The sequence below is a fragment of the Niabella terrae genome (assembly GCF_054783135.1).
Genome location: NZ_BAAGRD010000042.1, coordinates 235,097 through 259,667 on the forward strand (window position 1 = coordinate 235,097; position 24,571 = coordinate 259,667).

The 24,571-nt window shown below is 47.2% G+C and carries 15 protein-coding genes, 1 tRNA gene, 1 pseudogene and 1 riboswitch; of the genes and pseudogenes, 12 read left to right on the forward strand and 5 right to left on the reverse strand.

Going from position 1 to position 24,571, the window contains the following annotated elements; all coding sequences use genetic code 11:
- Nucleotides 1-10: 10 nt before the first annotated feature.
- The gene (locus ACYVI9_RS18820) at nucleotides 11-1,252 is read right to left on the reverse strand and encodes a sterol desaturase family protein (RefSeq protein WP_460767964.1); all 1,242 of its coding nucleotides are present in this window, start codon (nucleotides 1,250-1,252) and stop codon (nucleotides 11-13) included.
- Nucleotides 1,253-2,125: 873 nt separating this feature from the next.
- Nucleotides 2,126-2,238: riboswitch (SAM riboswitch) on the forward strand.
- A 141-nt stretch (nucleotides 2,239-2,379) separates the two neighbouring features.
- On the opposite strand from ACYVI9_RS18820, the pseudogene ACYVI9_RS18825 reads away from it, so the two are divergent.
- From ACYVI9_RS18825 to ACYVI9_RS18870, 10 genes and pseudogenes are all read left to right on the forward strand, one after another.
- Nucleotides 2,380-3,572: pseudogene (locus ACYVI9_RS18825) on the forward strand (trans-sulfuration enzyme family protein).
- A 571-nt stretch (nucleotides 3,573-4,143) separates the two neighbouring features.
- Nucleotides 4,144-5,013, forward strand: coding sequence for a phytanoyl-CoA dioxygenase family protein (locus ACYVI9_RS18830; protein ID WP_460767967.1), 870 nt, complete (start codon nucleotides 4,144-4,146; stop codon nucleotides 5,011-5,013).
- Nucleotides 5,014-5,064: 51 nt separating this feature from the next.
- Nucleotides 5,065-5,886: an SDR family NAD(P)-dependent oxidoreductase gene (locus ACYVI9_RS18835; RefSeq protein WP_460767970.1), complete on the forward strand. Its 822-nt coding sequence runs from the start codon at nucleotides 5,065-5,067 to the stop codon at nucleotides 5,884-5,886.
- Between the two features lie 18 nt (nucleotides 5,887-5,904).
- A tRNA-Cys gene (locus tag ACYVI9_RS18840) sits at nucleotides 5,905-5,975 on the forward strand.
- A 653-nt stretch (nucleotides 5,976-6,628) separates the two neighbouring features.
- The gene (locus ACYVI9_RS18845; protein ID WP_460767973.1) at nucleotides 6,629-9,730 is read left to right on the forward strand and encodes a SusC/RagA family TonB-linked outer membrane protein; all 3,102 of its coding nucleotides are present in this window, start codon (nucleotides 6,629-6,631) and stop codon (nucleotides 9,728-9,730) included.
- Between the two features lie 30 nt (nucleotides 9,731-9,760).
- A complete protein-coding gene (locus ACYVI9_RS18850; protein ID WP_460767976.1) occupies nucleotides 9,761-11,737 on the forward strand; it encodes a RagB/SusD family nutrient uptake outer membrane protein in 1,977 nt (658 codons plus the stop codon).
- A gap of 135 nt (nucleotides 11,738-11,872) precedes the next feature.
- Nucleotides 11,873-13,276: a glycoside hydrolase family 88/105 protein gene (locus ACYVI9_RS18855; protein ID WP_460767979.1), complete on the forward strand. Its 1,404-nt coding sequence runs from the start codon at nucleotides 11,873-11,875 to the stop codon at nucleotides 13,274-13,276.
- A gap of 104 nt (nucleotides 13,277-13,380) precedes the next feature.
- Entirely contained in the window at nucleotides 13,381-14,196 is an 816-nt protein-coding gene (locus ACYVI9_RS18860) for a rhamnogalacturonan acetylesterase (RefSeq protein WP_460767982.1), read from the forward strand.
- Entirely contained in the window at nucleotides 14,183-15,571 is a 1,389-nt protein-coding gene (locus ACYVI9_RS18865) for a glycoside hydrolase family 28 protein (RefSeq protein WP_460767985.1), read from the forward strand. The genes ACYVI9_RS18860 and ACYVI9_RS18865 overlap by 14 nt, the downstream gene beginning before the upstream one ends.
- A gap of 96 nt (nucleotides 15,572-15,667) precedes the next feature.
- Nucleotides 15,668-17,248 (forward strand): sodium:solute symporter family protein, encoded by a 1,581-nt coding sequence (locus ACYVI9_RS18870; RefSeq protein ID WP_460767988.1) that lies wholly within the window; start codon nucleotides 15,668-15,670, stop codon nucleotides 17,246-17,248.
- On the opposite strand, the gene ACYVI9_RS18875 is transcribed toward ACYVI9_RS18870, so the two are convergent.
- Both ACYVI9_RS18875 and ACYVI9_RS18880 read right to left on the reverse strand, forming a co-directional pair.
- A complete protein-coding gene (locus tag ACYVI9_RS18875; RefSeq protein ID WP_460767991.1) occupies nucleotides 17,245-19,098 on the reverse strand; it encodes a cytochrome-c peroxidase in 1,854 nt (617 codons plus the stop codon). The two genes, ACYVI9_RS18870 and ACYVI9_RS18875, sit on opposite strands and share 4 nt — an antisense overlap.
- A 77-nt stretch (nucleotides 19,099-19,175) precedes the next feature.
- Complete coding sequence (locus ACYVI9_RS18880) at nucleotides 19,176-20,522, reverse strand: phospholipase C (RefSeq protein WP_460767993.1); 1,347 nt, start codon at nucleotides 20,520-20,522, stop codon at nucleotides 19,176-19,178.
- Between the two features lie 473 nt (nucleotides 20,523-20,995).
- Here ACYVI9_RS18880 and ACYVI9_RS18885 point away from each other — a divergent pair, with 473 nt between their 5' ends.
- Nucleotides 20,996-21,343 carry a low molecular weight phosphatase family protein gene (locus tag ACYVI9_RS18885; RefSeq protein WP_460767995.1) on the forward strand — a complete coding sequence of 116 codons (348 nt, stop codon included), beginning with the start codon at nucleotides 20,996-20,998 and terminating at the stop codon, nucleotides 21,341-21,343.
- A gap of 238 nt (nucleotides 21,344-21,581) precedes the next feature.
- Here ACYVI9_RS18885 and ACYVI9_RS18890 read toward each other — a convergent pair whose 3' ends face one another.
- The gene (locus tag ACYVI9_RS18890) at nucleotides 21,582-22,643 is read right to left on the reverse strand and encodes an NAD(P)-dependent alcohol dehydrogenase (RefSeq protein ID WP_460767998.1); all 1,062 of its coding nucleotides are present in this window, start codon (nucleotides 22,641-22,643) and stop codon (nucleotides 21,582-21,584) included.
- Between the two features lie 164 nt (nucleotides 22,644-22,807).
- The gene (panC, locus tag ACYVI9_RS18895; RefSeq protein ID WP_460768000.1) at nucleotides 22,808-23,647 is read right to left on the reverse strand and encodes a pantoate--beta-alanine ligase; all 840 of its coding nucleotides are present in this window, start codon (nucleotides 23,645-23,647) and stop codon (nucleotides 22,808-22,810) included.
- An 84-nt stretch (nucleotides 23,648-23,731) separates the two neighbouring features.
- Here panC and ACYVI9_RS18900 point away from each other — a divergent pair, with 84 nt between their 5' ends.
- On the forward strand, nucleotides 23,732-24,544 hold the full coding sequence (locus ACYVI9_RS18900; RefSeq protein WP_460768003.1) for a glycogen/starch synthase: 813 nt from the start codon (nucleotides 23,732-23,734) through the stop codon (nucleotides 24,542-24,544).
- Nucleotides 24,545-24,571 lie beyond the last annotated feature (27 nt).

Here is a 24,571-nt window from a genome sequence, read left to right on the forward strand (position 1 = left end):
GACTGCCTCATTAGTGCGCCGGGGTTAGTCTGCCCGGGAACCCATACAACCTGCGGATGAAAATCATTTTTATTTCACCAAAGAATACCAGAACGAACGGAATGGAATAAAGTGAAATCGCTAATAGCAGCCGTGAAGGAAAAATGAGATAGAGCGCCAGTAAAAGGATGTATACCCTTGCAATTTCCAGGTACGTAATCCACCGCCGCTGATCCAGAATCGCACCGCTGTTGACGATACTTAAAAGTATAAAGCAGGACCCGAGAACAACCTGTGTAACCGGCAGATGATGAATGAATAACAGGATCAGGAACAAAAGCACCAGGGAAACGGTGGTCTGAATCGTCACATAGATCCTCATGAATCGCGTCGGTGGTGATTTGGGCATTCTGTGTTTTAATAACTTTCTTTCCAGCAGCGCCCGGTATCGGGGATCCAGGTCGTCCGGTTTTCCGAATAGTACCCGCCATTTGGCTTTCCAGCCCCTTGCATGATAAAAATTAATCAGTATCTCCAGTCCAAAATGGAAATGCTGCCATAGGAAGCTGTGACTTTCCAGGGGCTTTGTCAGCCCGTAAGTGATTTTGATATCCTTATTTTCTGCAGCAAAACTGCCAAATATTTTATCCCATATGATCAACACGTCACCATAGTTTTTGTCCAGATATTCCGGATTTGACGCATGGTGTATGCCATGATGCGTAGGCGTTACCAGTATTTTCTCCAGCCAGCCCCATTTGCCAAGCGTTTGCGTATGAATGAAAAAAGGATACATACCGTGAATCAGCAACAAACTGGTGATCATCAGTGGTGGAAAACCCAGTAAAGGCAGGATGCCCCAAAATCCGCTTCGGATGATGGCCTGGAAGACAGTGATCCGGGCGGAAACGGTATAATTAAAATCCTCACTTTGGTGGTGTACTACATGTGCTGCCCAGAAAGCATTGATTTCATGCGCCAGACGGTGGTACCAGTACCATACCAGATCCGTAAGCAAAAAAAGCAGGATCCAGGTTGCGACATTGCTTTGTATGGAGAAGAGGGCATAGTGGGTATAAATATAGTCGAAGAAGAAATAAAAGAGCCCGGTGGCAAATACATCCAGTAATCTTTCCGCTATGCCAACATTCAGATTAGCGGTGGATTCGGCGAAATGAAAGAAATTCTTGCCCGTACTTTTGGAATAGAAATATTCTCCCGCCATGAAAATCAAAAAAAGGGGTATGGCAAATGCCAGCAGGTTATAATGCATACTCAGAAGTTTAAAGTCTAGTAATTGGGTAGGATAAACAAAACTATAGGATTTAATAAAAATAGTTTCTTAAAATTTTAAGTTAGTTCAATAACGCTTGTATAGATTAACACAATAGCGGCGATCATGGACGGGAAAAAAATATTTTTTCATTTTGCGGAATTTAAATAAAGTTATATATATTTGTCTACTAATTAAGTAGACTAGTGTTGTCAACCACCGGCGACACGATTAATACGATCAAAATGAGACATACAGAAAATGCAGGTGTCCTGCAGTTATATGCCTCCAGGCACCAGGTGGAATTCTTTAGGTTACCGGTTTGCGGTAATTCTCTTTCCCGTTGTTGTACAGTCATCTAATTTATTTTTTGCCCCGATACCAGGTTTCATCCATTCGGCTACGGTATTGATGTTAGTCAAAGGCATTTTCGAATCCCGATGGCAATAATCGGTGGTTGGTTATTACATGGGTAGAAATGCCTTTACTACATCATTTTTCAGCTGGTCGGTACTGTTTCCACCGGCAATAATACTTACAGTTAATCATGCTGCCTCGCGCAGGTAGCCTCAATTTTGTTATTTAATGCAAAACAAGTTTTACAAAATAACTGCTGTTACTTTGGTTTATGTATTGGCCCAGTTATTTTCCTTAGGCGCATATAGTACAAAATCCTGCCGTGATCAATTCTGTACGGGAGGGGATGGTTACTGACGCACAGACCGGGTAGCCATAGCGTGGGGCCAATATTATCATTGAGTGTGTTATTTACCTAGGAGCCAGAATAAAAATAATTAAAAAGTTTTAAAACTAAAACTCTATTAATTTGGTAGAGTAAATAACCGGGCCTATATTTGTAGCAGTTCTTTTCCTTGCTTATCAAGAAAGACGGAGGGTAATGGCCCGATGAAGTCTTGGCAACCTCTCATTGACCACAATGAAAAAGGTGCCAATTCCATCTCCCTGAAAGGGGAGGCAGATAAGTCAGCACACTTGTAACAGTATCCTTATATATAGTTATTAACTCGTTCAAGCTCGTCTGATTTTTCGGACGAGCTTTTTTTTAGCTGTTCCGGCCGTGTTTTATTGATAAGGAAGCATTTTTTAATCCTTAAAAATTTACAGACATGAGCAGCGACATCACGAAATTAATCCACAGTATCCCCGCAGACCCTTTAACAGGTGCTATTTCCGTTCCCATTTATCAGACTTCGACTTTTGTCCAGGAAGCACCTGGCGTTCATGCAGGATTTGACTATTCACGAAGCAATAACCCCACCCGGGCCGCCCTCGAATCCATTATCGCGCAATTGGAAAATGGTGTCAGTGCCGCTGCATTCTCCAGTGGATTGGCAGCTATTGATGCGGTTGTGAAACTCCTGCAGTCCGGCGATGAAATTCTGGCTGTAGACGATATCTACGGTGGCGCCTATCGGTTGTTCAGTCAGGTCTATCAAAAATTTGGCATTCATGTACGCTATGCAGACAGTTCGAACTTACAGGAATTTGCCAGTGCCATTTCTCAAAAAACTAAATTGATCTGGCTGGAATCGCCTACCAATCCAACACTGAAAGTTTCCGATATAAAAGCTATCGCTACGCTGGCGTCCACCCACAATTGTCTGCTTGTGTCGATAATACTTTTGCCAGTCCGGCCCTGCAGCAGCCCGTGGCGCTGGGTGCCGACATCGTTGTCCATTCTGCAACAAAATATCTTGGCGGACACGCTGATCTGATCGCAGGACTGGTCGTTGCGAAAGATCCGGAACTGGGCTCCCAAATCCGGTTTATTCAGAATGCGAGTGGCGCTGTACTCGGGCCATTCGACAGCTGGCTGGTCATCCGGGGGATAGAAACCTTACATCTCAGGATCGCGCAACACGGCAAAAATGCGGCCGCCATCGCGACCTTTCTTAACTATCACCCCCGGGTGAAACGGGTCTTTTATCCCGGCCTTACCGATCATCCGAACCACGATGTGGCCTGCAGACAAGCCAGCGGATTTGGTGGTATCGTTACATTTTCGCTTTGGGAAGACACTGAAGCCGCCGCTACGGAACTGGTAACCCGAACCCATTATTTCAAACTTGCCGAAAGTCTGGGTGGTCCTAAAAGTCTGATCAGCCATCCTGCTTCAATGACCCACAAATCGATTCCGTCTGAACTGCGACGGCAGGCAGGAATTTCGGATAGCCTGATCAGGCTTTCAGCGGGGCTGGAAGATGCAGCTGACCTGATAGCGGACCTGGAACAGGCCCTGGATATTACCCAAGGCGGTAAGGAGCAACAGCAACTGGTAGCAGCAGAAAATTTATTTTAAAATTATAGTCTATTTATTTGGTAGACTAATGGACTTAATTTATTTTTGATATTACAATGATGAAAACATCTCCATATCACCTTTTTCTTCAAACACTGTTTGTGGATTACGGACTGGTTGATTGTTGTTGTTGCTGCTAACATCATTGTACTTTCCCTTTTACTTCATCTATTTTATTTATCCTTCCGGACACCGGAACCTTACATTAATCTTACAATTATGCCGCTATTTATCGTAGAGGTTTTACTGAATGCTACAGCAGGAAGTGATTTTCACCGACTCCACCACGAACTTCAATCGCGCTTTTACAGGCCGGCGACTTCGTTCTTCTCAAATAACGGAAAGGGGAGCCTGATTCCCTTGTCCCCGAGTCGGATACAATATTACCGGAAATCAAACCTTTCGCTGGCTGAGATTACCAGTGAGCTCAGTAAATCTTTTTCAAATACAAACCTGGGAATCAGTTTTAAGGTGCAAAAGCAGAAACGGAACAGCATCAGTTTTTCCTGAATGAAAACCGCCCCAATGTATACATGGCTGTATACGATTATTCAAGTTTAAACCGAAAGTTATGGCAATAATGAACAACGCGATTCAACAGTTTAATTTCAATCATGAGATTACCGCCTTACACAAATATTATTTCGATATCTATGGCCTGCTGCATTTCAAGCAGTTCGTAGGTTCCCATACGGTGCAACAGCTCTTGTATGAAACCCAATTGGTGCGCGACTATTTAACCGGAGCTGGAATCACGCGCGCTAAGGGTATTCCCCTGGGATTTGACAACCAGATCGGATCACCGGGGACGGTATCTGAACCATCTGAAGCCCAGGCAACCACAGATATTCTTCAGCGATTTCTTTCTACGGAGCGGGTGCAGTTGCTGGCAGGATTGCTGGGGCCTGGGCAGCCGGAGGATAATGATTTACTAAAGGATCAATTACGCATTTACCTGCATTGGAATAATTCGGCCGAAGATTCCAGCCGGCAGACAGGGTACCGGCAGCACCCCGGCGCTTACCAGACGGAGACGGGATACCGGACACTCCTGACCCTGGGACTGCATCTGGAAGAGGCTAAAGAGGAAGATCAGCTACAGGTATTTACCGGCTCCCACCTGCAGCATCCGTTTCGCCTGTGGCTGCGTAAAAAATTTTCGAATGGTCGATCGCCAAGAGGTATACGGCAATTAAAACCTCAGGCGGGAGATCTTACCATACATGATCCCAGACTATGGCACAAACTGGTTGCATCAAAAGCGGCCTCCGCGCAACCGGGACATCAAGTGCTGTATTTTCAGTTGGCCTTACCGGAAGAACTGGCAGTGCGAACAAGATCCGTCAATGATCTTTTGCAGAAACTGCTTGGCTGGATACCGGCTACGCGCAGGCGTATTGAAGCACCCGCACCTCTTCAGGGCTATCACCCGAGTTTGTAGATAACAGGATGTAGCTGACCGAATTTTTTAATCCTTTTAAACCCTGTTTAAATGTCTTATGTGTTGATAACCGGCGGAGCGAAGGGCATCGGAGCCGCCATTGCTATTGAATTTGCCAAAGAAAGGAAGGGATTGATACTCGTTGACAAGGATGAAAGAAACCTCAGGGAACTGGGTGATTATATACAGAAAAAATTCTTTGTGGATGTGGTCCGGATCGTACAGGATCTTGCCGAGCCTGAAGCGGTAGGCAGGGTATTTCAACTCACCAAATGGTATCACAGTTATATCGATACGGTTATTAATAATGCGGGTTATGGTCTAAATTGTTCCTTTGATGACCTGGATATTGACCGGCAGCTTCAAATTATAGATGTAAATATTAAAGCCCAGGTCGAGATAGCACATGCATTCATTCCCGTGCTGGAAAGATCCTCCAGGTCTTTTCTATTAAATGTGGCCGGGTTAACCAGTTTTTTCCCTGTGCCTTATCTGGCAGTATATGCTGCTTCTAATTCGTTCATACATTCATTTAGCAGAAGTTTGCAATATGAACTGCGGGACCGATCCATACACGTGAGCTGTCTTATCCCCGGCGCCACGAATACAGCGCTGGATGTCGGGTTGGACCGCAGTGAGCATTCCTGGAAATGGATCGAAAGATTTACGATGTCGCCTCATGTTATCGCCCGGGCGGCTGTCGCAGGTCTCAGAAAAAATAAAACTACCATCATACCAGGCTGGCATAATAAGGGATTAAGCCTCTTGTCGAATATTATGCCTACACCCTGGGCCATCAGAATAGCTGCCTTTCTGTATGCGCCTCGTCGGTACAAAGCAGTTATCCGCCAAATGGGCGCATTCTCACCCTGATAAGTTTGCTTCTGATACAGCCACGTGGCCGAGGGGTTAGGCTATGGTCTGCAAAACCTACTACGAAGGTTCGAATCCTTCCGTGGCGTCTACCAACGGACATCCGAAACCAGCAGCTGCTGCATGAATAGGGATACGCCCCATTTTTTAAACCTGGCACCTGAAGGAAGCATATTACCTGTATGCTTCCTTATGTCGTATAGACTTGTCTGCAAAGGCATATGAAAATCCGATGTCGCCCAAGGCGCATGGCAGGGTGGTATTAATAATTGTAAATCATACTATTATAATACTATTTTTCATTTTATCCACCGGCCAAAATACTGCTTTGTAAATGGATCAGGTTGCTGACAGTAAAACCTGAACAGCGAGACTGGATGGAATCCTGAATGATTCACGCAATCGTTTGCGTATTTTTTGCGTTTATTTCAGGATGGCGCAGGATGGTCATACGCTGTTGGCATGGTTACATTTGTCCTGTCGGGAAAAACAATGATTGCGTGCGGGGCTTGTAAGATACTTCATTAAGGAATTAAATAGGGCAGAAACCATCAGTACTTTCTAAACAGTAAACAATAAGGGGCTACATCACTTGATTGAGCGCCCTACATATAATTTGCTTGTCTTCATTTGCCTGCTATATTCTGAGATCCTGAATCTACTTCTAAGCTACAAGGCCGTTTCACACATTGGCTCCTTCGTAAGGGGAACATTTTTTAACAAATAAATCAGACATGTTTTTATGAGCAAGAAAAACCGCTTATTAAAAGTGCTGCTGCTATTGATGACAGCACTCTGTTTTCAGATTCCGGGGCAATTGTATGCTCAGGATGGCAAAACCGTTACCATTGAAGGTAAAGTGTCCGATGAAGAAGGGACAGCTTTATCCGGTGCGTCTGTACAATTGAAAGATGGCACGGAAACGGTAGCGACCGGCCCGGACGGGGGCTTTCAGATCAAGGCAGCCCTGGGCGCAGTACTGGTGGTGTCAAATGTTGGATATACGACACAGGAAGTAACCGCATCCACCGCCCGTGTAAATGTCGTTCTGATCCGGGAGGACGGTGAACTGGATCAGGTGGTAGTGATTGGTTATGGTACCGTGAAGAAAAAGGACCTGACCGGAGCGGTAACGGGCATCGGGGTGAAGGAAATTCAGGCCCGGCCCGTTCAGAATGCACTGGAAGCCATGCAGGGTAAAGTAGCCGGGGTGGATATCTCGAGTACCCAGCGGCCGGGTACCGTAGCGAGTATTAACATTCGTGGCGTGCGCTCACTGACCGCATCTAATTCCCCGCTATATGTGGTAGACGGAATTCCATTGATGACCGGCGGTATCGAATATATAAATCCCAATGATATCGAAGCGATCGATGTACTCAAGGATGCATCTGCTACGGCTATCTATGGTTCCAGAGGTGCCAATGGTGTGGTCATTGTCACTACGAAATCCGGCAAGGCTGGAAGGGTCAGCCTGAACCTGAATATGGCGACTACTTTTGAGAAGCTGAAGGATCAAAGGACCATGTTCAATGCAGGCGAGTATATCGACTTCCGGCGCTGGGCCTATTATTACAGAAATCCCGAACTATATCCACGGGGCGACCAACCAACCATTGAAAACGATAAAGCCATCTTTCTGGCAACCGGGGATCCTACCGCCTGGTCCAATATAGAAAAAGGCTGGGCTTCGGGCAGCTGGGATGGCTCCAAAGTAGCCACTACCGATTGGTACGGTATGGTGACCCAACCCGGTCTGACGCAGAACCTGAACCTGAGCGTCACAGGCGGATCGGATAAAGTAAAAGCCTATGGATCATTCGGCTATCTGAACAATAAGGGTACCCAGAAAGGCCAAGAGTATATTCGTTATTCTGCCAATGCCAATGTAAGCGTCGATGCGACCAAATGGTTTACACTGGGTAGTAATTTACAGGTTTCCTATAGTGTACAGGAATATGGACAGTCCACTGCAGGCGGCAACCCGCTCTCAGGTCAGGGCTCGATTTATGAACAAGCCAGAACACAGTTTCCATATGCGATGCCCTATGATGCAGACGGAAACCGTATTGAAACACCCGGCGGGGATATCGGCATTAAGAATGTAGCAGATGAGTGGTTATTCAATCAGGACCAACGTACGACACTGCGGGCATTTGGAAGTATTTACGGTCAGGTTGATTTTGGAAATATTCTGGGTGTTTTGGACGGCCTTAAATACCGACTGAATTTTGGTCCGGATATCGCCAGTTACCGCGGAGGCAACTATATTGATGAGAAGTCTGTAAGGAGCGGGGGGACCAATTACGCCTCCCTGACGAAGAACCAGACCGTATCCTATACCCTGGACCATCTGGTCTACTATAACAAAACGATAGATAAACATGACCTCGGTCTTACTTTGTTGAGCAGCCAGACGCAGTATTCCCGGGAAAGCAGTGCCATTGCAGCGAACGGCGTGGCTTTTGCCAGTCAGAAATGGAATGCACTGTCCAAGAATTTTATACCGGCAGAAAATTTAAGTTCCTATTCTTCAGATTGGGAAAAAAGCCAGCTCCAGTCTTATATGGCCCGTGTGAACTATGGATTTGATGACCGCTATTTGCTGACCGCATCCATACGTAGGGACGGGGCTTCCCAACTGGCAGCAGGTCACAAATATGCCTGGTTCCCTTCGGCCGCAATTGCCTGGAAAATCAACAGCGAGAATTTCATGCGGAATGCCACCTGGATCAATGATTTGAAACTGAGACTGGGTCTGGGTGTAACCGGTAATTCTGCGATTGATATATATGCGACCCAGGGGGCGATTACTTCGGTGTTCTACCCTTACAGCAGTACCCTGGGAGCAGGTACCATACCTTCTACTATTATGGCCAACCAGGAGCTGGGCTGGGAGAAAACCACCCAGTATAATATCGGTTTGGATTTTTCCCTGTGGAAGGGCCGTGTCGAAGGTAGCCTGGACGTATACAAAAGCCGCACTACGGATTTGTTGATGGAAATGTCGATTCCGACCGTAACCGGCTATACGACCACATTTGCCAATGTGGGTGAAACTGCCAATAAGGGGCTGGATCTGAGTCTGACCACCCATAATATCAGTACACCCGATTTTAACTGGACGACCACGGCCAGTGTTTCCTGGCAGAAGGATCGCATCGTGAAACTGGCGGCGGGAAGCGATGATATCAATAACGGCTGGTTTATCGGGGAACCGATCAGTGTGATTTACGGCTATAAAAGCCTGGGACTCTGGCAGGCCTCAGACGCCGCAGTCTATGAACAGTATAATGCAAATGGCAACAGCTTTTCTGCCGGAAATGTCCATCCTTATGATTTGAATGGCGATACGGCTATTGATGCCAATAACGACAGGATGATTCTCGGTTATACCCGGCCGCGCTGGATTGTAGGTATGACCAATACATTTTCCTATAAAGGACTTGAACTTTCCGTATTTCTTTATGGAAGACTGAAATACCTGTATAATACAGGTGGAGAGTCTCAGACAGGAAGGGGTACCCAGCGCGCCATTGATTATTATACGGAAGTGAATACGGGTGCCGAATACCAGAAACCTATATATACGGAAGGAACAGGTGATCCGTTTTATACCGCCCTGGGTTATAAGAGCGGTTCATTTCTTAAGATCCGAACCATTTCCCTGGGATACACACTGGATAACAGGATACTGAAAACGGATGCAGTTAAGAATATCAAAGTTTATGCGCAATTGCTGAATCCGGGTATGGTGTTTTCGAAAATCAAATGGATCGACATGGATTTGCTCAGTGCGCCCTTCAACAGAGGCGTAACCATCGGCCTGAATGCGACATTCTAAACATCCACTGTTAATTAAAAATCTATCATGATGAATACGATAAAAATATTTAGCTCCCTGTTTCTTATTGGAGGGCTCCTGTTGCAGTCATCCTGCAAAAAAGCTTTTCTGGATGAAACACTGGAAACAGAAAGAGGTATGGAATACTATAAGACGGATGAAGGGATTATGTCCCTGTCTACCGGCAACTATTATCAGGTATTTTGCGTGCCATTTGGCGGTGAACAGGCTTTCTGTACCGAAAGTTATGGTGTCGATGAATTCAGCGTCGGAGGCGATGCTTCCAACAGCGCCTGGAACAACTATGACGGAAGTCTGAAGTCCATCGTTACCGTGGTGAACTCCAATACGACCAGCGCAGAAGCGCAATGGAATTACCTGTATATAGGTATCGGTAATGCCAACCTGATTATTGAAAATGCGACTGCCAGCACATCCAGCGCTGATGAAGTGAAGAAGACCGCTTTGGGCGAAGGCTATTTTTTCCGGGCCTTTTGCTACCTGAAGCTGGTATCTCAATATGGAGGTGTGCCGCTTAAAATAAAATCCAGCAGTACGGTGGAACTGGAGTTTACCCGTGCAACACCACAGGAAGTGTATGCGCAGATTGTGGATGATTTTAAAAAGGCCTATGAACTCCTGCCTACAGCAGGGGCTCCTGCGAAAATTACCCGTTACGCAGCAGCGCATTTTCTGGCTAAAACTTATCTGTTCCGTGCCAGTGAAATCAATGATTCCTGGAATCAGGAAACCAAGGCGGCCGATCTGGCAGCGATTACACCCCTTTGTGACGAAGTGATCGCGCAGCATCCGTTGACGGCAAATTTTTCAGGTCTGTGGAATTATACCGCCCCTGATGGTGCCAATGAGCAATTGTCCGAACTGATACTGTCCGCCCAGTTTACAGCTGATGTTTCCACCAATGGTGCGAACCGCCAGCATATGTATTATGCCGGGCGTTATGATGATTTACCCTTTATGCAAAGGGATCTTACCGGTGACCGGCCCTATAGCCGGCTGCGTCCGAATTACTATATGTTCCGGATCTTTGATCTGGTGAACGACTCCAGGTTCTGGAAAAGTTTCCGGACCAAGTACCGGCTGAACAAAGCTTCAGGCGGTTATTATGCCAATGGTGATCTGGGCATCATCTATATCGTGAATCAACCCGGTGACAACAGATTCCCAGGAACCGTACTTAACGATGTGGTTACCTACAGCGCGACCGGAAAAACGATTCCCAGTGCCTATATTGCCTATCCTGCCGGCAGAACGACCGATGGGGCACTGGATGGCGGCGTGCGTTTTCCTTCACTGAGCAAACATACGGATGGCTCCCGTGCAGCGGGGCTGAACGATACCCGTGGGCTGCGGGACATGCCCCTGGCCCGGTCAGCGGAGACCTACCTGATTGCTGCAGAAGCGAAGATCAGGCAGGCCAAACTGGGTACCGGTTCCTATGCCGGAGCACTTCCTTATATCAATGCCGTCAGGGAACGTGCCCAGTATATAAGTGGGGAAAACCGGTCCTTATATTATGATGGGGGTGGTTCCTATAAGGTATCCGCTCCTTATGCGGCGAACCCCACCGGTATTGAAAATATCCGTTCTTTTATGCCCGAAAATTCCTATTACGAGTCCAATAATATCGGAGAGACAACTGCGGCTTCTGCCAGCCTGGCGATCAACAATATCAATGCATTGCCTTCCGGTGATGAGTATGTGATCAGCAAACTGGGATTGAGCGGTGACTATAGCCGGATGCTGGCCCTGGTGCTGGATGAACGTTCCAGGGAACTGGTAGGCGAGTACCGCCGTTGGGAGGATCTGTCCAGGACCAAGACCCTGATTCCGCGGGTACGGGCGTTTAATCCACAGGCGACTTCCTATATTCAGGAATACCACCAGTTGAGAGCCATTCCGCAAACCTATCTGGATGGAATACAGATGAACGGTGCCGCTTTGACACCGGAGCAAAAACAGGCCCAGCAGAACCCGGGTTATTAATAGTAGTAATATATTTGACACCCTGCGCTTCGAATCTTTTCAAGCGCAGGGTGTCATTTCATAAAAATCACTTTCAATTTGGAATTTTTGAATCTGCGAAATCCTAATCGGGATGGAGCAACAATCGATTCGCTGATGAATATTCGTTTATTTGCCATTACCCTGCTTTTCTGTCTGTTTGCTTCAGTTGCTGTACAGGCACAACAGAAAGGGGTCACCACTGATGCCAATACACCGCTGCATTTATTAACACCGGACTACCCGGTGCCTTACAAAGAATGGCAGGCCACCGAGATTAAGGAATTGATGGATCGGATTTTGGCCTACCTGGACAGGGTTACCCCTTACCGCCTCATCGATGGGGCTTCCGGACAACCGATTACCGATTTTACGAAAATCAACCAGGACGCGCGATTGGCGCAGGGCGATTTCAGGCTTACCAGTTATGAATGGGGCGTAACTTATTCAGGAATGCTGGCGGCTGCCCGGGTAAGTGGCGATGGCCGTTACCTTGATTACGTGGGCCGGCGTCTGGGTCTGCTTACCGATATCGCACCCTATTTTACCCGCCTGTCCCGCCAGGGCCACAAGCCGGAGGGGCCGATACGTCAACTGATACGGCCAGCTGCATTGGACGACGCAGGTGCCGTCTGTGCAGCCATGATTAAAGCCAGCCAGTCAATACCAGCACTGAAGGCAGAAAACTGTATACGTAACTATATGGAATTTATCCTGCATCAGGAATACCGGCTTTCTGACGGTACATTTGCCCGGATGCGACCCCAGGCCAATACCGTCTGGCTGGATGATATGTATATGGCCATACCGGCCATCGCCCAGATGGGCCTTTATACGGATTCCAGTTTCTATTTTGACACCGCAATTCAGCAGGTGAATCTTTTTGCAGAAAAAATGTTTGTGAAGGAAAAAGGACTGTTCCGGCATGGCTGGGTAGCAGCTGCCACTGATCATCCTGCCTTTTTCTGGGCGCGGGCCAATGGCTGGGCCCTGCTGACCCTAACTGAATTATTGGATGTTTTACCCGAAGGCTATCAGGGGCGGAAGGAACTGCTCGGGCTTTACCAGGCACAGGTCAGCGGCATAGCTTCCCGACAATCCGGATCGGGGTTCTGGCACCAGCTCCTGGACCGGAACGACAGTTTTCTGGAAACTTCAGCCACCGCAATTTTTACCTACTGTATTGCCCGTGGTATCAATAAAGGCTGGCTGGATGCCATTTCCTATGGCCCGGTTGCGCAATTGGGCTGGTCTGCACTGTCCACAAAAATCAATAAACAGGGGCAGGTCGAAGGCACTTGTGTCGGTACCGGAATGGCATTTGATCCGGCCTATTATTATCATCGCCCGGTAAATAATTTTGCCGCTCATGGTTATGGGCCGGTATTGCTTGCTGGTGCGGAAATGATGGCGCTGCTCAAGCAGCTCTACCCCCGGATGAACGACAGTGCCATTCAGTACTATTTGCAGGAGCAAAAAAGCCCGAAACCTATTTTCGGTGTAGATGGTAAGACCTATTAATAGAAACATCTAAGTTGTGAAATATTCTAGCCTTCTTTAAAAAGAACCCGATGAAAAGAAGATGCTGAAAAAGTTACTTATTTTTTAAACAACAAATTACATACATGAACAGGTACAGATTTTTCAAATGGTTTCCTTTATTATTGCTCCTGGGTGTGCTTTATGCCTTTAGCTTAAAGCCGGAACCCCGTCCCGTACTTTACATTATTGGTGATTCGACTGTAAAGAACGGTAGTGGCCGGGGCGCTGATCAGTTATGGGGCTGGGGCAGTTGCTTCGCCGCATTCTTTGACACCAATCGTATTGAAATACAGAACCACGCAATTGGCGGCCGCAGCAGCCGGACTTTTATTACAGACGGACGTTGGGATCGGATCATGGCGGAACTCCGGAAAGGTGATTATGTGATCATGCAATTTGGGCATAACGACGGTAGCCCGCTGGATGATACCGCCAGAGCCCGGGGCACCATTCGCGGAATTGGCGAAGATTCCGCAGTTATTTATAATCCCATCTGCAAAGTCAGGGAGACAGTGTACAGTTATGGACATTATATGCGCCGCTATATAAAGGACGTACAGTCGGTAGGGGCGGTTCCCATTATTTGTTCACCGGTACCCCGGAATAATTTTAAGGACGGAAAGACCCGTCGTGCCACCGGCGACTACGGCGGTTGGGCCCGCAAGGTTGCTGAACAAACAGGGGCTTATTTTATCGATCTGAACAGCCTGATTGCCGATGCCTATGATGAGATGGGACCCCAGCAGGTCAGTGAATTTTTTCCCAAGGACCATACCCATACCAACCTTCAGGGTGCCACCCTGAATGCAGCAAAGGTCGCTGAAGGACTGGTATCGCTGTCCTCCTGTGACCTGAAGTCTTATCTTCAAACTAATGTAAAAAGAAATGAAGCAGAATAACTTTCGATGGTTGCTATGCCTCTTGACGACCGTAATGCTGACTTATTCATTAAAGGGCGCCGTTCCGATTGAACAGGTGCAGGTGTCCACGCCCTTTGGAACGGTCACCATCAGCAAACCGGTGTTTGAAGCTTGTCCGCGCTTTGATATCCGTGATTTTGGTGCCCGTCCCAATGACAAGGAAAAGACTACCGCGGCAATACAGCAGGCCATCCAGGCTGCTCATGAAAAAGGGGGCGGTATTGTAGTGATCCCCCGGGGCACCTGGCTGACCAAGGGCATCCGACTCGCATCTCAGGTCAATCTGGAACTGCAGGAGGGATCGGTTTTGCTTTTTTCTGAAAATCCGGCCGATTATCTCCCGGCCGTACATACCAGTTGGGAAGGTCTGGAATGCTATAATTATGCACCGCTGATTTACGCCTACGAATGCCAGGACATTGCTATAACAGGATCCGGAAAGATCCAGGCGAAAATGGATGTCTGGAAACAATGGTTCAGTCGTCCGCCTGCGCATATGAACAGTATTAAATGGTTGTACAACCAGGCCCAGGACAGGGTACCTGCAGATCAGCGATATATGGTAAACGACACGGCTCATTTACGCCCGCAACTGATCCAGTTCAACCGCTCTTCGAGGATCCGGCTGGAAAATTTTCAGATCGAGAACAGTCCCTTCTGGACGGTGCATCTGTACCTGAGCCGTGATATTATTGTCCGTGGATTGAATATTTATGCACATGGTCATAATAACGACGGAATCGATCCTGAAATGAGTCAACAGGTGCTGATTGAAGACTGCAGGTTTGATCAGGGCGACGACGCCATTGCCATCAAATCCGGTCGTAATCCGGAAGGCTGGCGGCTCAAGACGCCTTCCCGGAATATTATTATCCGGAATTGTTTTGTAAAGAACGGTCATCAGCTGGTAGCCATTGGCAGCGAATTGTCGGGTGGTATCGAAAATGTCTATGTGGAAAATTGTAAAGTAGCCAGAGACAACCGGGAACTGATGCACCTGCTATTTATCAAAACAAATGAAAGGATGGGGGGCTATGTTAAAAATATATTTTTCAAAAATGTGGAGGCGGGCCATCTGAAAGAGGGTATTCTGGGCATCGATATGGATGTACTGTATCAATGGCGCTACCTGGTGCCGACCCGGATTAAAAAACTGACGCCCATATCCGATATCTATCTGGAGCAGGTGCAAGCAGAAACGGGGCAGTTTGTTTCCCGCATCAAAGGGAATCCCGATCAATGGGTGGAGCATGTCAGTTTGAAGAATACGGGACTGGATACCGCCCTGGCAAGTCCGCATCAGCATCAGTACCTGAAAGGATTTTCGCTGATACCTGCTGGTACCGGCATGTAAACCAGATGGGGTAATCCCTATCTTTGGCGGTCGCAGGTTGTCTTAGGAATTAAGGAAGCAGGCTAAGTTTGGTAAAAAGATAAATGATAAAGTGCTATGACGAGATTGCCGATTATAGATATAGGTGTTATTCTGGTATACCTGGGGGCCATGATATATGTAGGGTATTATTTTTCTTCCAGGAATAAGAATGCCGAACAGTTTACCAAGGCATCGGGTAAAATCCCCGGATGGGCGATCGGCCTGTCGATATATGCCACTTTTCTCAGCAGCAATACTTTTCTGGGGGTACCTGGAAAAGCATTTGGCAGCAACTGGAACGCATTTGCTTTCAGTTTGTCCATGCCGCTGGCAGCCATTATTGCCGCCCGGTATTTTGTGCCGTTTTACCGTCGAACCGGTGAAATCTCTGCGTATACCAATCTGGAGCGCCGTTTCGGTCCCTGGGCCAGAACCTATGCCGTGATTTGCTTTATTCTTACCCAGATTGCGCGGATGGGATCGATTTTCTTTGGGCTGTCACTGACCTTACAGGCTCTTACCGGTTATGATATGCAGGTGATCATGCTGGTGACCGGGATTTGCATCGTACTGTATACGGTAATGGGAGGTATTGAAGCCGTTATCTGGACGGAAGTGGTCCAGGGAATCCTCAAAACCGTGGGTGCCATTCTGATCCTCTATCTGGTGGTCCGGCATATTGATGGCGGTTTTTCCGGAATCCTGGCTATTGGCCAGGCAGATCAGAAATTCAGCCTGGGGAGTCTGAAGCCTGATTTTACTTCTTCGACATTCTGGGTCGTATTGCTGTACGGTTTTTTTATCAATCTGAATAATTTCGGGATGGACCAGAATTATGTGCAACGGTACCATACGGCCCGTACACCCCGACAGGCAGCGAAATCGATCTGGTTATGTGTTTGGATTTATATTCCAGCCTCCTTTCTTTTTTTTATCATCGGTTCCAGCCTGTATGCCTATTATCAACAGAATCCGGTCTTGCTGGAGCCTGTCAGATTACAGGCAGCGGCCGAGCAATTGGGCAGCGGCGCCACTGCGGCACAGATCCGTCAGCTGGCGGGCGCGCTCCGGCCGGAAGACTTCGGTGATAAGGTAATGCCGCATTTTATGGTCACGATGATACCTACGGGATTACTCGGGCTTATTATCTCTGCGATCCTGTCTGCGGGAATGAGTACCATTAGCTCCGGTATGAATGCTTCGGCAACTGTTTTTGCAGAGGATATCTACAAGCGGTATATCAGAACCGACTTGAGTAATAAGGCCGGACTACGGCTGCTACATATTGGAACGGTGGTCTTTGGATTATTGGGGATGTTTGCCGGTGTCTTAATGATTGGTATCAAAAGTGTACTGGATATCTGGTGGCAATTATCCGGAATATTTGCGGGGGGGATGCTGGGTCTGTTTTTACTGGGCATTATTTCCAGGAAAGCCGGCAACAGTGCAGCGATCACGGGTACCATTCTGGGCATCCTGGTGATACTCTGGATGAGTTTTTCCTATCTGATTCCTGATCAATACAGTTTCCTGAGAAATCCACTACATGCCAATATGATAATTGTTGTCGGTACATTGGTCATATTTCTGGCTGGATTGCTGTTTTCCCGTAAATCTTCGCAGCTGCCTCCATCTGCAGGTCAGGAAACGGCTTAACGCACCGGAGCGCTGTCCAACGATTTAAGGAAAGCAATAACAGCGGTTATTTCTTCCGGCGTGAGTTGGAGAGGGTCAGCAGGCAATGTCTGATTGGGCAATAAAATTTTTAATCCCACGGCTCCTGCATTATTGTAGAATTCCATTACTTGTTCCAGATTATTATACACGCCATTGTGCATATAGGGAGCTGTTTTGCTGATATTGCGCACTGTAGGAATTTTGAAGGCATGTTGATAGGAATCGATTCCGATGATATCAAAATATCCGGCGTCCGGATCCAACGTAGAATCCGAGCGGGAGACCGGGACGCCAAGCACTTCAGATTCACTTCTTACATATTTGGGAGGTGTCACGCCATTGAAAAGCGGCATAAAATGACAGGTAGCACATTTGGCCTTGCCCATGAACAAATTGAAACCCCGGATTTCCTGTTGCGTTAAAGATGCAGTACTACCACGCATATAATCGTCAAACCGGCTGTCGAGCCGGGTCAGGCTACGTACATAAGAAGCCAGGGCATTGGTGAGTTGGGAGGAACTGAAACCCTGTTGTGTGTCCTCCGGAAATGCCCGGGTTACCAGGGTTCGGTAGCCGGGATTACCGTTTATATAGTCGATGATATTTTCCATCGAGCCGTTCATCTCTTCGGGATTACAGATTACATCCAAGGCCTGGTCTTCCAATGTCAGTGCCCTCAAATCGTAAAAATAATTCGACTGCAGGGCAGCATTCAGGAGCGTAGGTGCATTTCTCGTCAGGTGGCGGCTGCTGTCCAGGAGATCCCTGGGCGTGAGCAGACCATCGGTAAAGGCGAGCTCCGGTCGGTGGCAGGACGCACAGCTTCGGGTACCGGTTCCAGAAAGAGCAGGATCATAGAAAAGCTTTCTGCCCAATGATACTTTGGCGGCCGTCATATGAAAAGCCGGACCGGGGGTAAAAGCATTTACGTTAAAAGCGTCCTCGTCGAAAAGGGTGCGGACATCCTGACGCAACATCCTGTTATAGCGGATCTTTGGCCCGGGCAAGATTTCTGTCAGCTGCGCAATGTTGCTACTGATTTCGTTTGCGTATCGGGTAATGAAGGCGGCTCTGTCGAATAGATCAAAATTCCGGTGCATCATCAGATAGTCAATGGCCCCGTCGATTTTTTGTAATAAGGAGGCGCTGGAGCGGTGGGGAAGATAATAGACAAGTAGCTCCCGCAGACTGCCCAGGGCGACGGCTGCTTCCTGCATACTGTTGCGTGCCATCGGGTTGTCAAATCCTGTAATCCCCAGGGTGATGATTCTGAAAATTTCCAGCTTGGCGGCGTCCAAAATCCGCCAGTCAGCGAGTTCAAGATCCGTAAAATAAGCCCTGAGGTAATCTGTATTCTGTTGTAAACGGCCGATTTCTTCTCTCAGGGAAGCAGCATTCTCTGTTTCAAATGATGGATAGAGGTAAGCTTCAATTACCTGAAGCCCAGTCGGGTCAATGCCCCGCGCCATTACAGGATCCAGCAGATCCTGGTTTTCAATTTCTTCAACAGGAGGTCCATTTAGCCGTTGTGTCAGATCGGCAGCGAAATAGGCTGCGGCCCATTCAAATTTTTTGAATTTCAAGCGGGCCTCCAGAAACATCCTCCGTAAGGCTACCGTATCGCTGGCGGTTTCTTCGCCGGTTTTTCCAAGACTGTCCTGGACATAACGATGAAAGGACTGCAGATCCCGAAGGACCTGTTGGCGGATCTTTTTTTCTCTGAACCCCGCATCATTTCCCTGCAACGGATCTGACCTGAAAGTGGTAAATCCGGCAATTAGCATTCCTGCCAATACCCATGCCAGCACGATAATTTTTCTTTGCATCATTGCAGCGCCCTGCAGTATCCTGTTTTCACCAGATAAATGATGTCCGGCTGCCTGCGGATACTGTATAACCTGGGCTTTTACTTAAACACCAGCGCATTTCTGAATGGATTGGCTTTCCGGTCCCTTTCGGCCAGGGGTTCAATGCCCCAGCGATGTTCAATAAAGGAAAGGATACTCACCGTTTCATACTGGCTATGATCGACATGACCTTTTTTAGCAAAAGGGCCAATGACAATTGCCGGAATCCGGCTGCCGGGTCCCCATCGGTCGATTACCGGTGGTTTTACATGATCGAAATAACCCCCAAATTCGTCATAGGTAAGGATCACCAATGCATCTTTTGCCTGGGGTCCTTCCAGAACAGCATTGATCAGTTCGACCGCCAGCTGTTCCGAAGAATATACATCTGAACTTCCGGGGTGTTCGTCATTTCCTCCTCCGGGTTTGACAAAAGAAACTGCCGGCAGATTGCCCGCCCTGGCTGCCTGTAAAAAATCGTTCTGATCCTTCATATGAGCCCGGCCTGGCTTACCTTCCTGATAATTGTCGAAATACAGAAATGGTTCATGGTTATAGGCAAAATTATTTTTCTTTCCGGCCACCGCATTGTCCCAGCCTTCAGAATACCAGGCCCAGGAAACACCTTTTTCGGTGAGCTTGTCACCAATCGTCGGCATATTTTGGGAAGGTAGTAACTTGCTGGTATCAGATTTGGACGGGTAGGGGCTGTTCCGGGAAAGCACATGATTCACTGCATATCCATCCGGAGACACGATGCCGTCTTTTTTCATTTTTCCATTGGCGTCCAGGCGGGCGATCAGTTTTTTGGGTGCATCGGGCCATACTGGTATGGCAGCCGAAATCATATAGATGTGGTTGAGGTAGGAGCCGCCATACACACTCTGGAAGAATTGATCGCAAAGGGTATATTTTTTGGCAAAAGTATACAGCGGCAGCTTTTGCGTGGTATAGTATCCCATGGCCAGACCTTTGGAATCATTATAGGCCGCGAACTGATCCATTTTACCGCCGTTGATCTGTACCTGATTGTGGTAGAAACGATGGGTGACATCCGGCGTTTTCTTATCCGATGGTACGTACTGGTCGATATTGAATAAGGCGTTGGGCAAGTTGGTCGGAAAGGAATTATTACGTGGGATTTCCGGCAAATAGGTATAGGGCTTACCGTTCTCGTCTATCTGGATAAAATGACCCTTTTGGGCATTTTTAATTCCGTCGGCTCCCTTGAATTCCCCGTACAAGTTATCAAAACTGTGATTCTCCATATATACCACCACCAGGTGGTTGATCTGATGAATGCCCTGTTCGAAGGACAGCTCCTGTTTTTGGGCTTTTTTACTGGTAGCGCAACTGCTGATTACTAGCAGAAACAACAGGGAAAAGCCCATTTGATTCCAACGCATAGAAGTTTTTTGGGCTTAAAATTAGTTTAAAAAAACTTTAAAAATCAATCAAAATCATAGAAAAGCATTTCCAGGATGCCGAAAGTGGCAGAAATTTTATGAATTTTCAGCTAAAAACGCCATCTGGTCCTGGGTTAGACTGTTTCGGTAAGAATCGTAATGTTATGACCTGATGGCTGCGAAAGCAGCCCGGTTCAAACTTCCTTTCCTTAACCGCCAAGAAGCCCAATAGAATTATTTCTATTGTTCAGCAAAAACAATGAATAATGGAAACATATATTATGATCTGTTAGCTATACTTGATTCGATATACCTGCCTCGGATAGCAATAAGGGGCAGGCTTTTACATAGACTTTTCCCTTTTTTAACCCAAAAATCTGAACTTTTTTACTTTTACATTAAATTTACCAAAAGCCCCACTGCTTTGGAAACTGCGCCCAGTTGCATATTAAATGTAAAGCGAATCTCTTCAAATGATGACAGATAGACCAAATTTGCTTGTGGTTTGCGGACGTAATAAAAAACGTAGCAGGACAGCTGAATATCTTTTTAAGAACGATAGCCGGTTTAAAATTCGTTCTGTGGGACTAAGTCCAAAAAGCGAAAGAAAAATTACTGAACAAGATTTGAATTGGGCGAACTTAATTTTTGTTATGGAAGTTGGACACAGGGCAAGAATTCGTGGAACTTATAGGCATTTAAACCTTCCCAAAATTGAAGTCCTACATATTAAAGACCAATATGAATTCATGGACGAAGAACTTGTGCATTTGTTGACGGACAGAATCAATGACTTATTAAAAAGTATTTTCAAATTTTAGAAGGGCGATTTTGAATGACCAAGAAACTACTGTCAACATTGAGTTTTATGCAAGTGTTTGTCTTAACCCCCTATAAACTGGACTGATTTTTCAAAATGGTTTACTACTGGTTGATCGATATACCGGCTTCTTTTCAAGGTGAAAAATGCAGGCTCGCTGGTCCGGTCAAAGCTATATGAAGCAGATGTAACGCCGAACCATCATAGTGGGCACTTTGTCCTATTGAATTGTGATTAAGTTAATCGGTCGATTTCAGGGAAGCCATATCGATCACGAATCGGTATTTCACATCTCCATTTAACAGGCGCTCATAGGCCGTATTAATATCCTGGATCTGGATTAATTCGATATCAGCTGTGATTTGATGCGTCCCGCAAAAATCCAACATTTCCTGGGTTTCCTGAATACTACCTATTGTGGACCCTGCAAAACTTTTACGGGCAGGTATCAGGCTGAAGGCTGCGACAGGTAGCGGATGTTCAGGTGCACCTACCAGCACCAGTGTGCCATCTGTTTTAAGGAGCTTCAGGTAGGCATTGATATCATGACTGGCCGATACACAGTCCAGTATAAAATGCAGGCTGTTTGCTGCTGCCTTCATCTGAGCGGGGTCAGTGGACAGAATGACTTCATCGGCACCCAGCCTTTTGGCATCTTCAATCTTGGAGTCTGAAGTCGTTAATACAATGACTTCCGCGCCCATTGCCCTGGCAAATTTAACGCCCATATGGCCCAGACCACCAATGCCCACAATGCCGACCCGCATGCCGGGGCCAATCTGCCAGTGTCGCAAGGGAGACCAGGTGGTTACGCCAGCACATAGGAGGGGAGCAGTGGCTGCCAGGTCCAGGTTTTTTGGTACTTTCAATACAAAATCTTCATCGACAACAACACGTTCCGAATACCCTCCGAAAGTCTGTTGGGGCAAGTGCTTGTCCGGACTGTTATAGGTGAGGGTGCTGCCCTGTTCACAGTACTGTTCATTACCGGACTTGCAGGACGGACATTCCCGACAACTATCCACCATACAACCGACAGCAGCCAGATCTCCAACTTTGAACTTTGATACGCCGGAACCGGTTTTGGAAATCCGGCCAACAATTTCATGTCCGGGCACATTCGGATAGACGGTGCCATGCCATTCATTGCGGGCAGTATGAAGATCCGAATGACAGACGCCACAATACAGAATTTCTATTTCAACGTCTTTTTCCTGCACCTCGCGACGTGTGATTTGCATGGGCTGCAGGTCGGCTTCCGGACCTTCGGTTCCAAAAGCATTTACTTGTATTGTTTGCATATTGATTTTCTTTAATGGCTGAAATAAGTTCAAACTATTATCGGTCACATCGGGAAATGGAGCGCCGTATTCTGGCCGGCAGCGGTTCCCAGGACCTGACAGGGGCGGCAATTTAATGAATTTTAGTGGTTATATCACTGCTAACAGATTGGTATTGCGGGAGCTTAGAGCACCAGATTGTCAATTAACCGGATCTCGCCGAGAAATGCAGCAACAAGTGCCACCAGGGGCTGCTGTCCGTCCCAGAGATTTACCGGTTCCAGGGTTTGGGCATCGGCCATCGAAATGTATTCCGGTCGAAAACCCCGGGAGCGCAGTTGTTGTTCGGCCGCCTCCATCAGGGGCAGGAGATTACCGGGCCGAATCTCGGTTTTTATCCATTGCAGCGTCTGGTAAATTGCCGGAGCCTGCTGTCTTTCAGCAGGGCTGAGTCGCAAGTTACGGCTGCTCATGGCCAGGCCGTCGGCTTCCCGACGGGTGGGTATGATCTGCATTTGTATGGAATGAAACGCCGGTCTGGCGGTTAACAGCTTTGCAATGACCATGCATTGCTGGTAGTCTTTCTGTCCGAAAAATACCCTGTTTGGCCGGACGATTTCAAAAAGCCGGTCCACGACCTGGCAAACGCCCTGAAAATGGCCGGGCCGGAATGCGCCTTCGAAAAGGGATTCCAGGGATCCCAGTTCATAGTGGGGAGACCGATAGCCAGCAGGGTAGATTTCGGAGACTTCCGGCAAAAAAAGCAGGTCCGTACTGCTGGCTTCCAATGCCCGGATATCAGCGCCGATGGTTCGGGGGTATTTTTCCAGATCTGCAGGGTTGTTGAACTGGGTCGGGTTCACAAAGATGCTGGCCACGGTGTAAGCGCACTGTTCCCGGCTCTTACGGATCAGGTCCAGATGCCCCTGATGCAGGGCCCCCATGGTGGGTACAAAACCGACATTCTCTACGGCCTGATCGGTCAAAAACCGTTGAATATCTGCAGTTTTTTTAAAGAGTCTCATTCGTTAAAACTATAATATTTAGCATTGCATTCGGCCATTTGCTGATAAATTCGTAATTTTGCACCCTTTATAAAACAGCCGCGCATGTCAACAAAGAAAAGAATTTTATTTATAGCCAATGAAATGTCCCCTTATTTAGAGTTGACCGAATTTTCTGAGATTGTAAATAAACTGGCTATAAAGGCAAATGATAATGGTTTTGAAGTTCGTTGTATTATGCCCCGATTCGGTGTCATTAACGAACGCCGGCACCGTTTGCATGAAGTGGTCCGTTTATCGGGCATCAATGTTACAGTGGATAACGATGATATGCCGCTGCAAATTAAGGTGGCCTCGCTGCCCAGTGCCCGCCTGCAGGTATATTTTCTGGAAAATGAGGAACTGTTCAAGCGCAAAACCCTGTTTCACGACGAAGACAACAACTGGTTTCCAGATAATGATCTGAGAACTGTATTTTATTGCAAGGGAGCGCTGGAAACCGTAAAGAAATTTGGCTGGAGTCCGGATGTAATTCATTGCAGCGGCTGGATGACCGGTCTGATCCCTGCCTACCTGAAGACAGTGTATAAAAAAGAACCGGTTTTTGCCCATAGCAAAATCGTATTTACCATCGGTGAAACTACTTTCAAAGAGAAGCTGGGTAAAGGATTTATCCAAAAGGCATTAATCCATAACTCCCTTAAGGAAAAAGACCTGGAGCCTTTCAAAGATGGTTCCAATGTGGCGATGATGCGGGGTGGTGCTACTTATGCAGATGCCATTACTTTCGGCGCTTCGAAGATCGACAAGAAACTGTCTACTGAATTTTCTAAAGTTCGAGGCAAGAAAACCCTGCAATTCAAGGAAGATTCCGATTTAACAGAGTATTTACAACTGTATAACGATCTTGCAGAATAATTTAACCGGACCCTGACCGGTATCTCA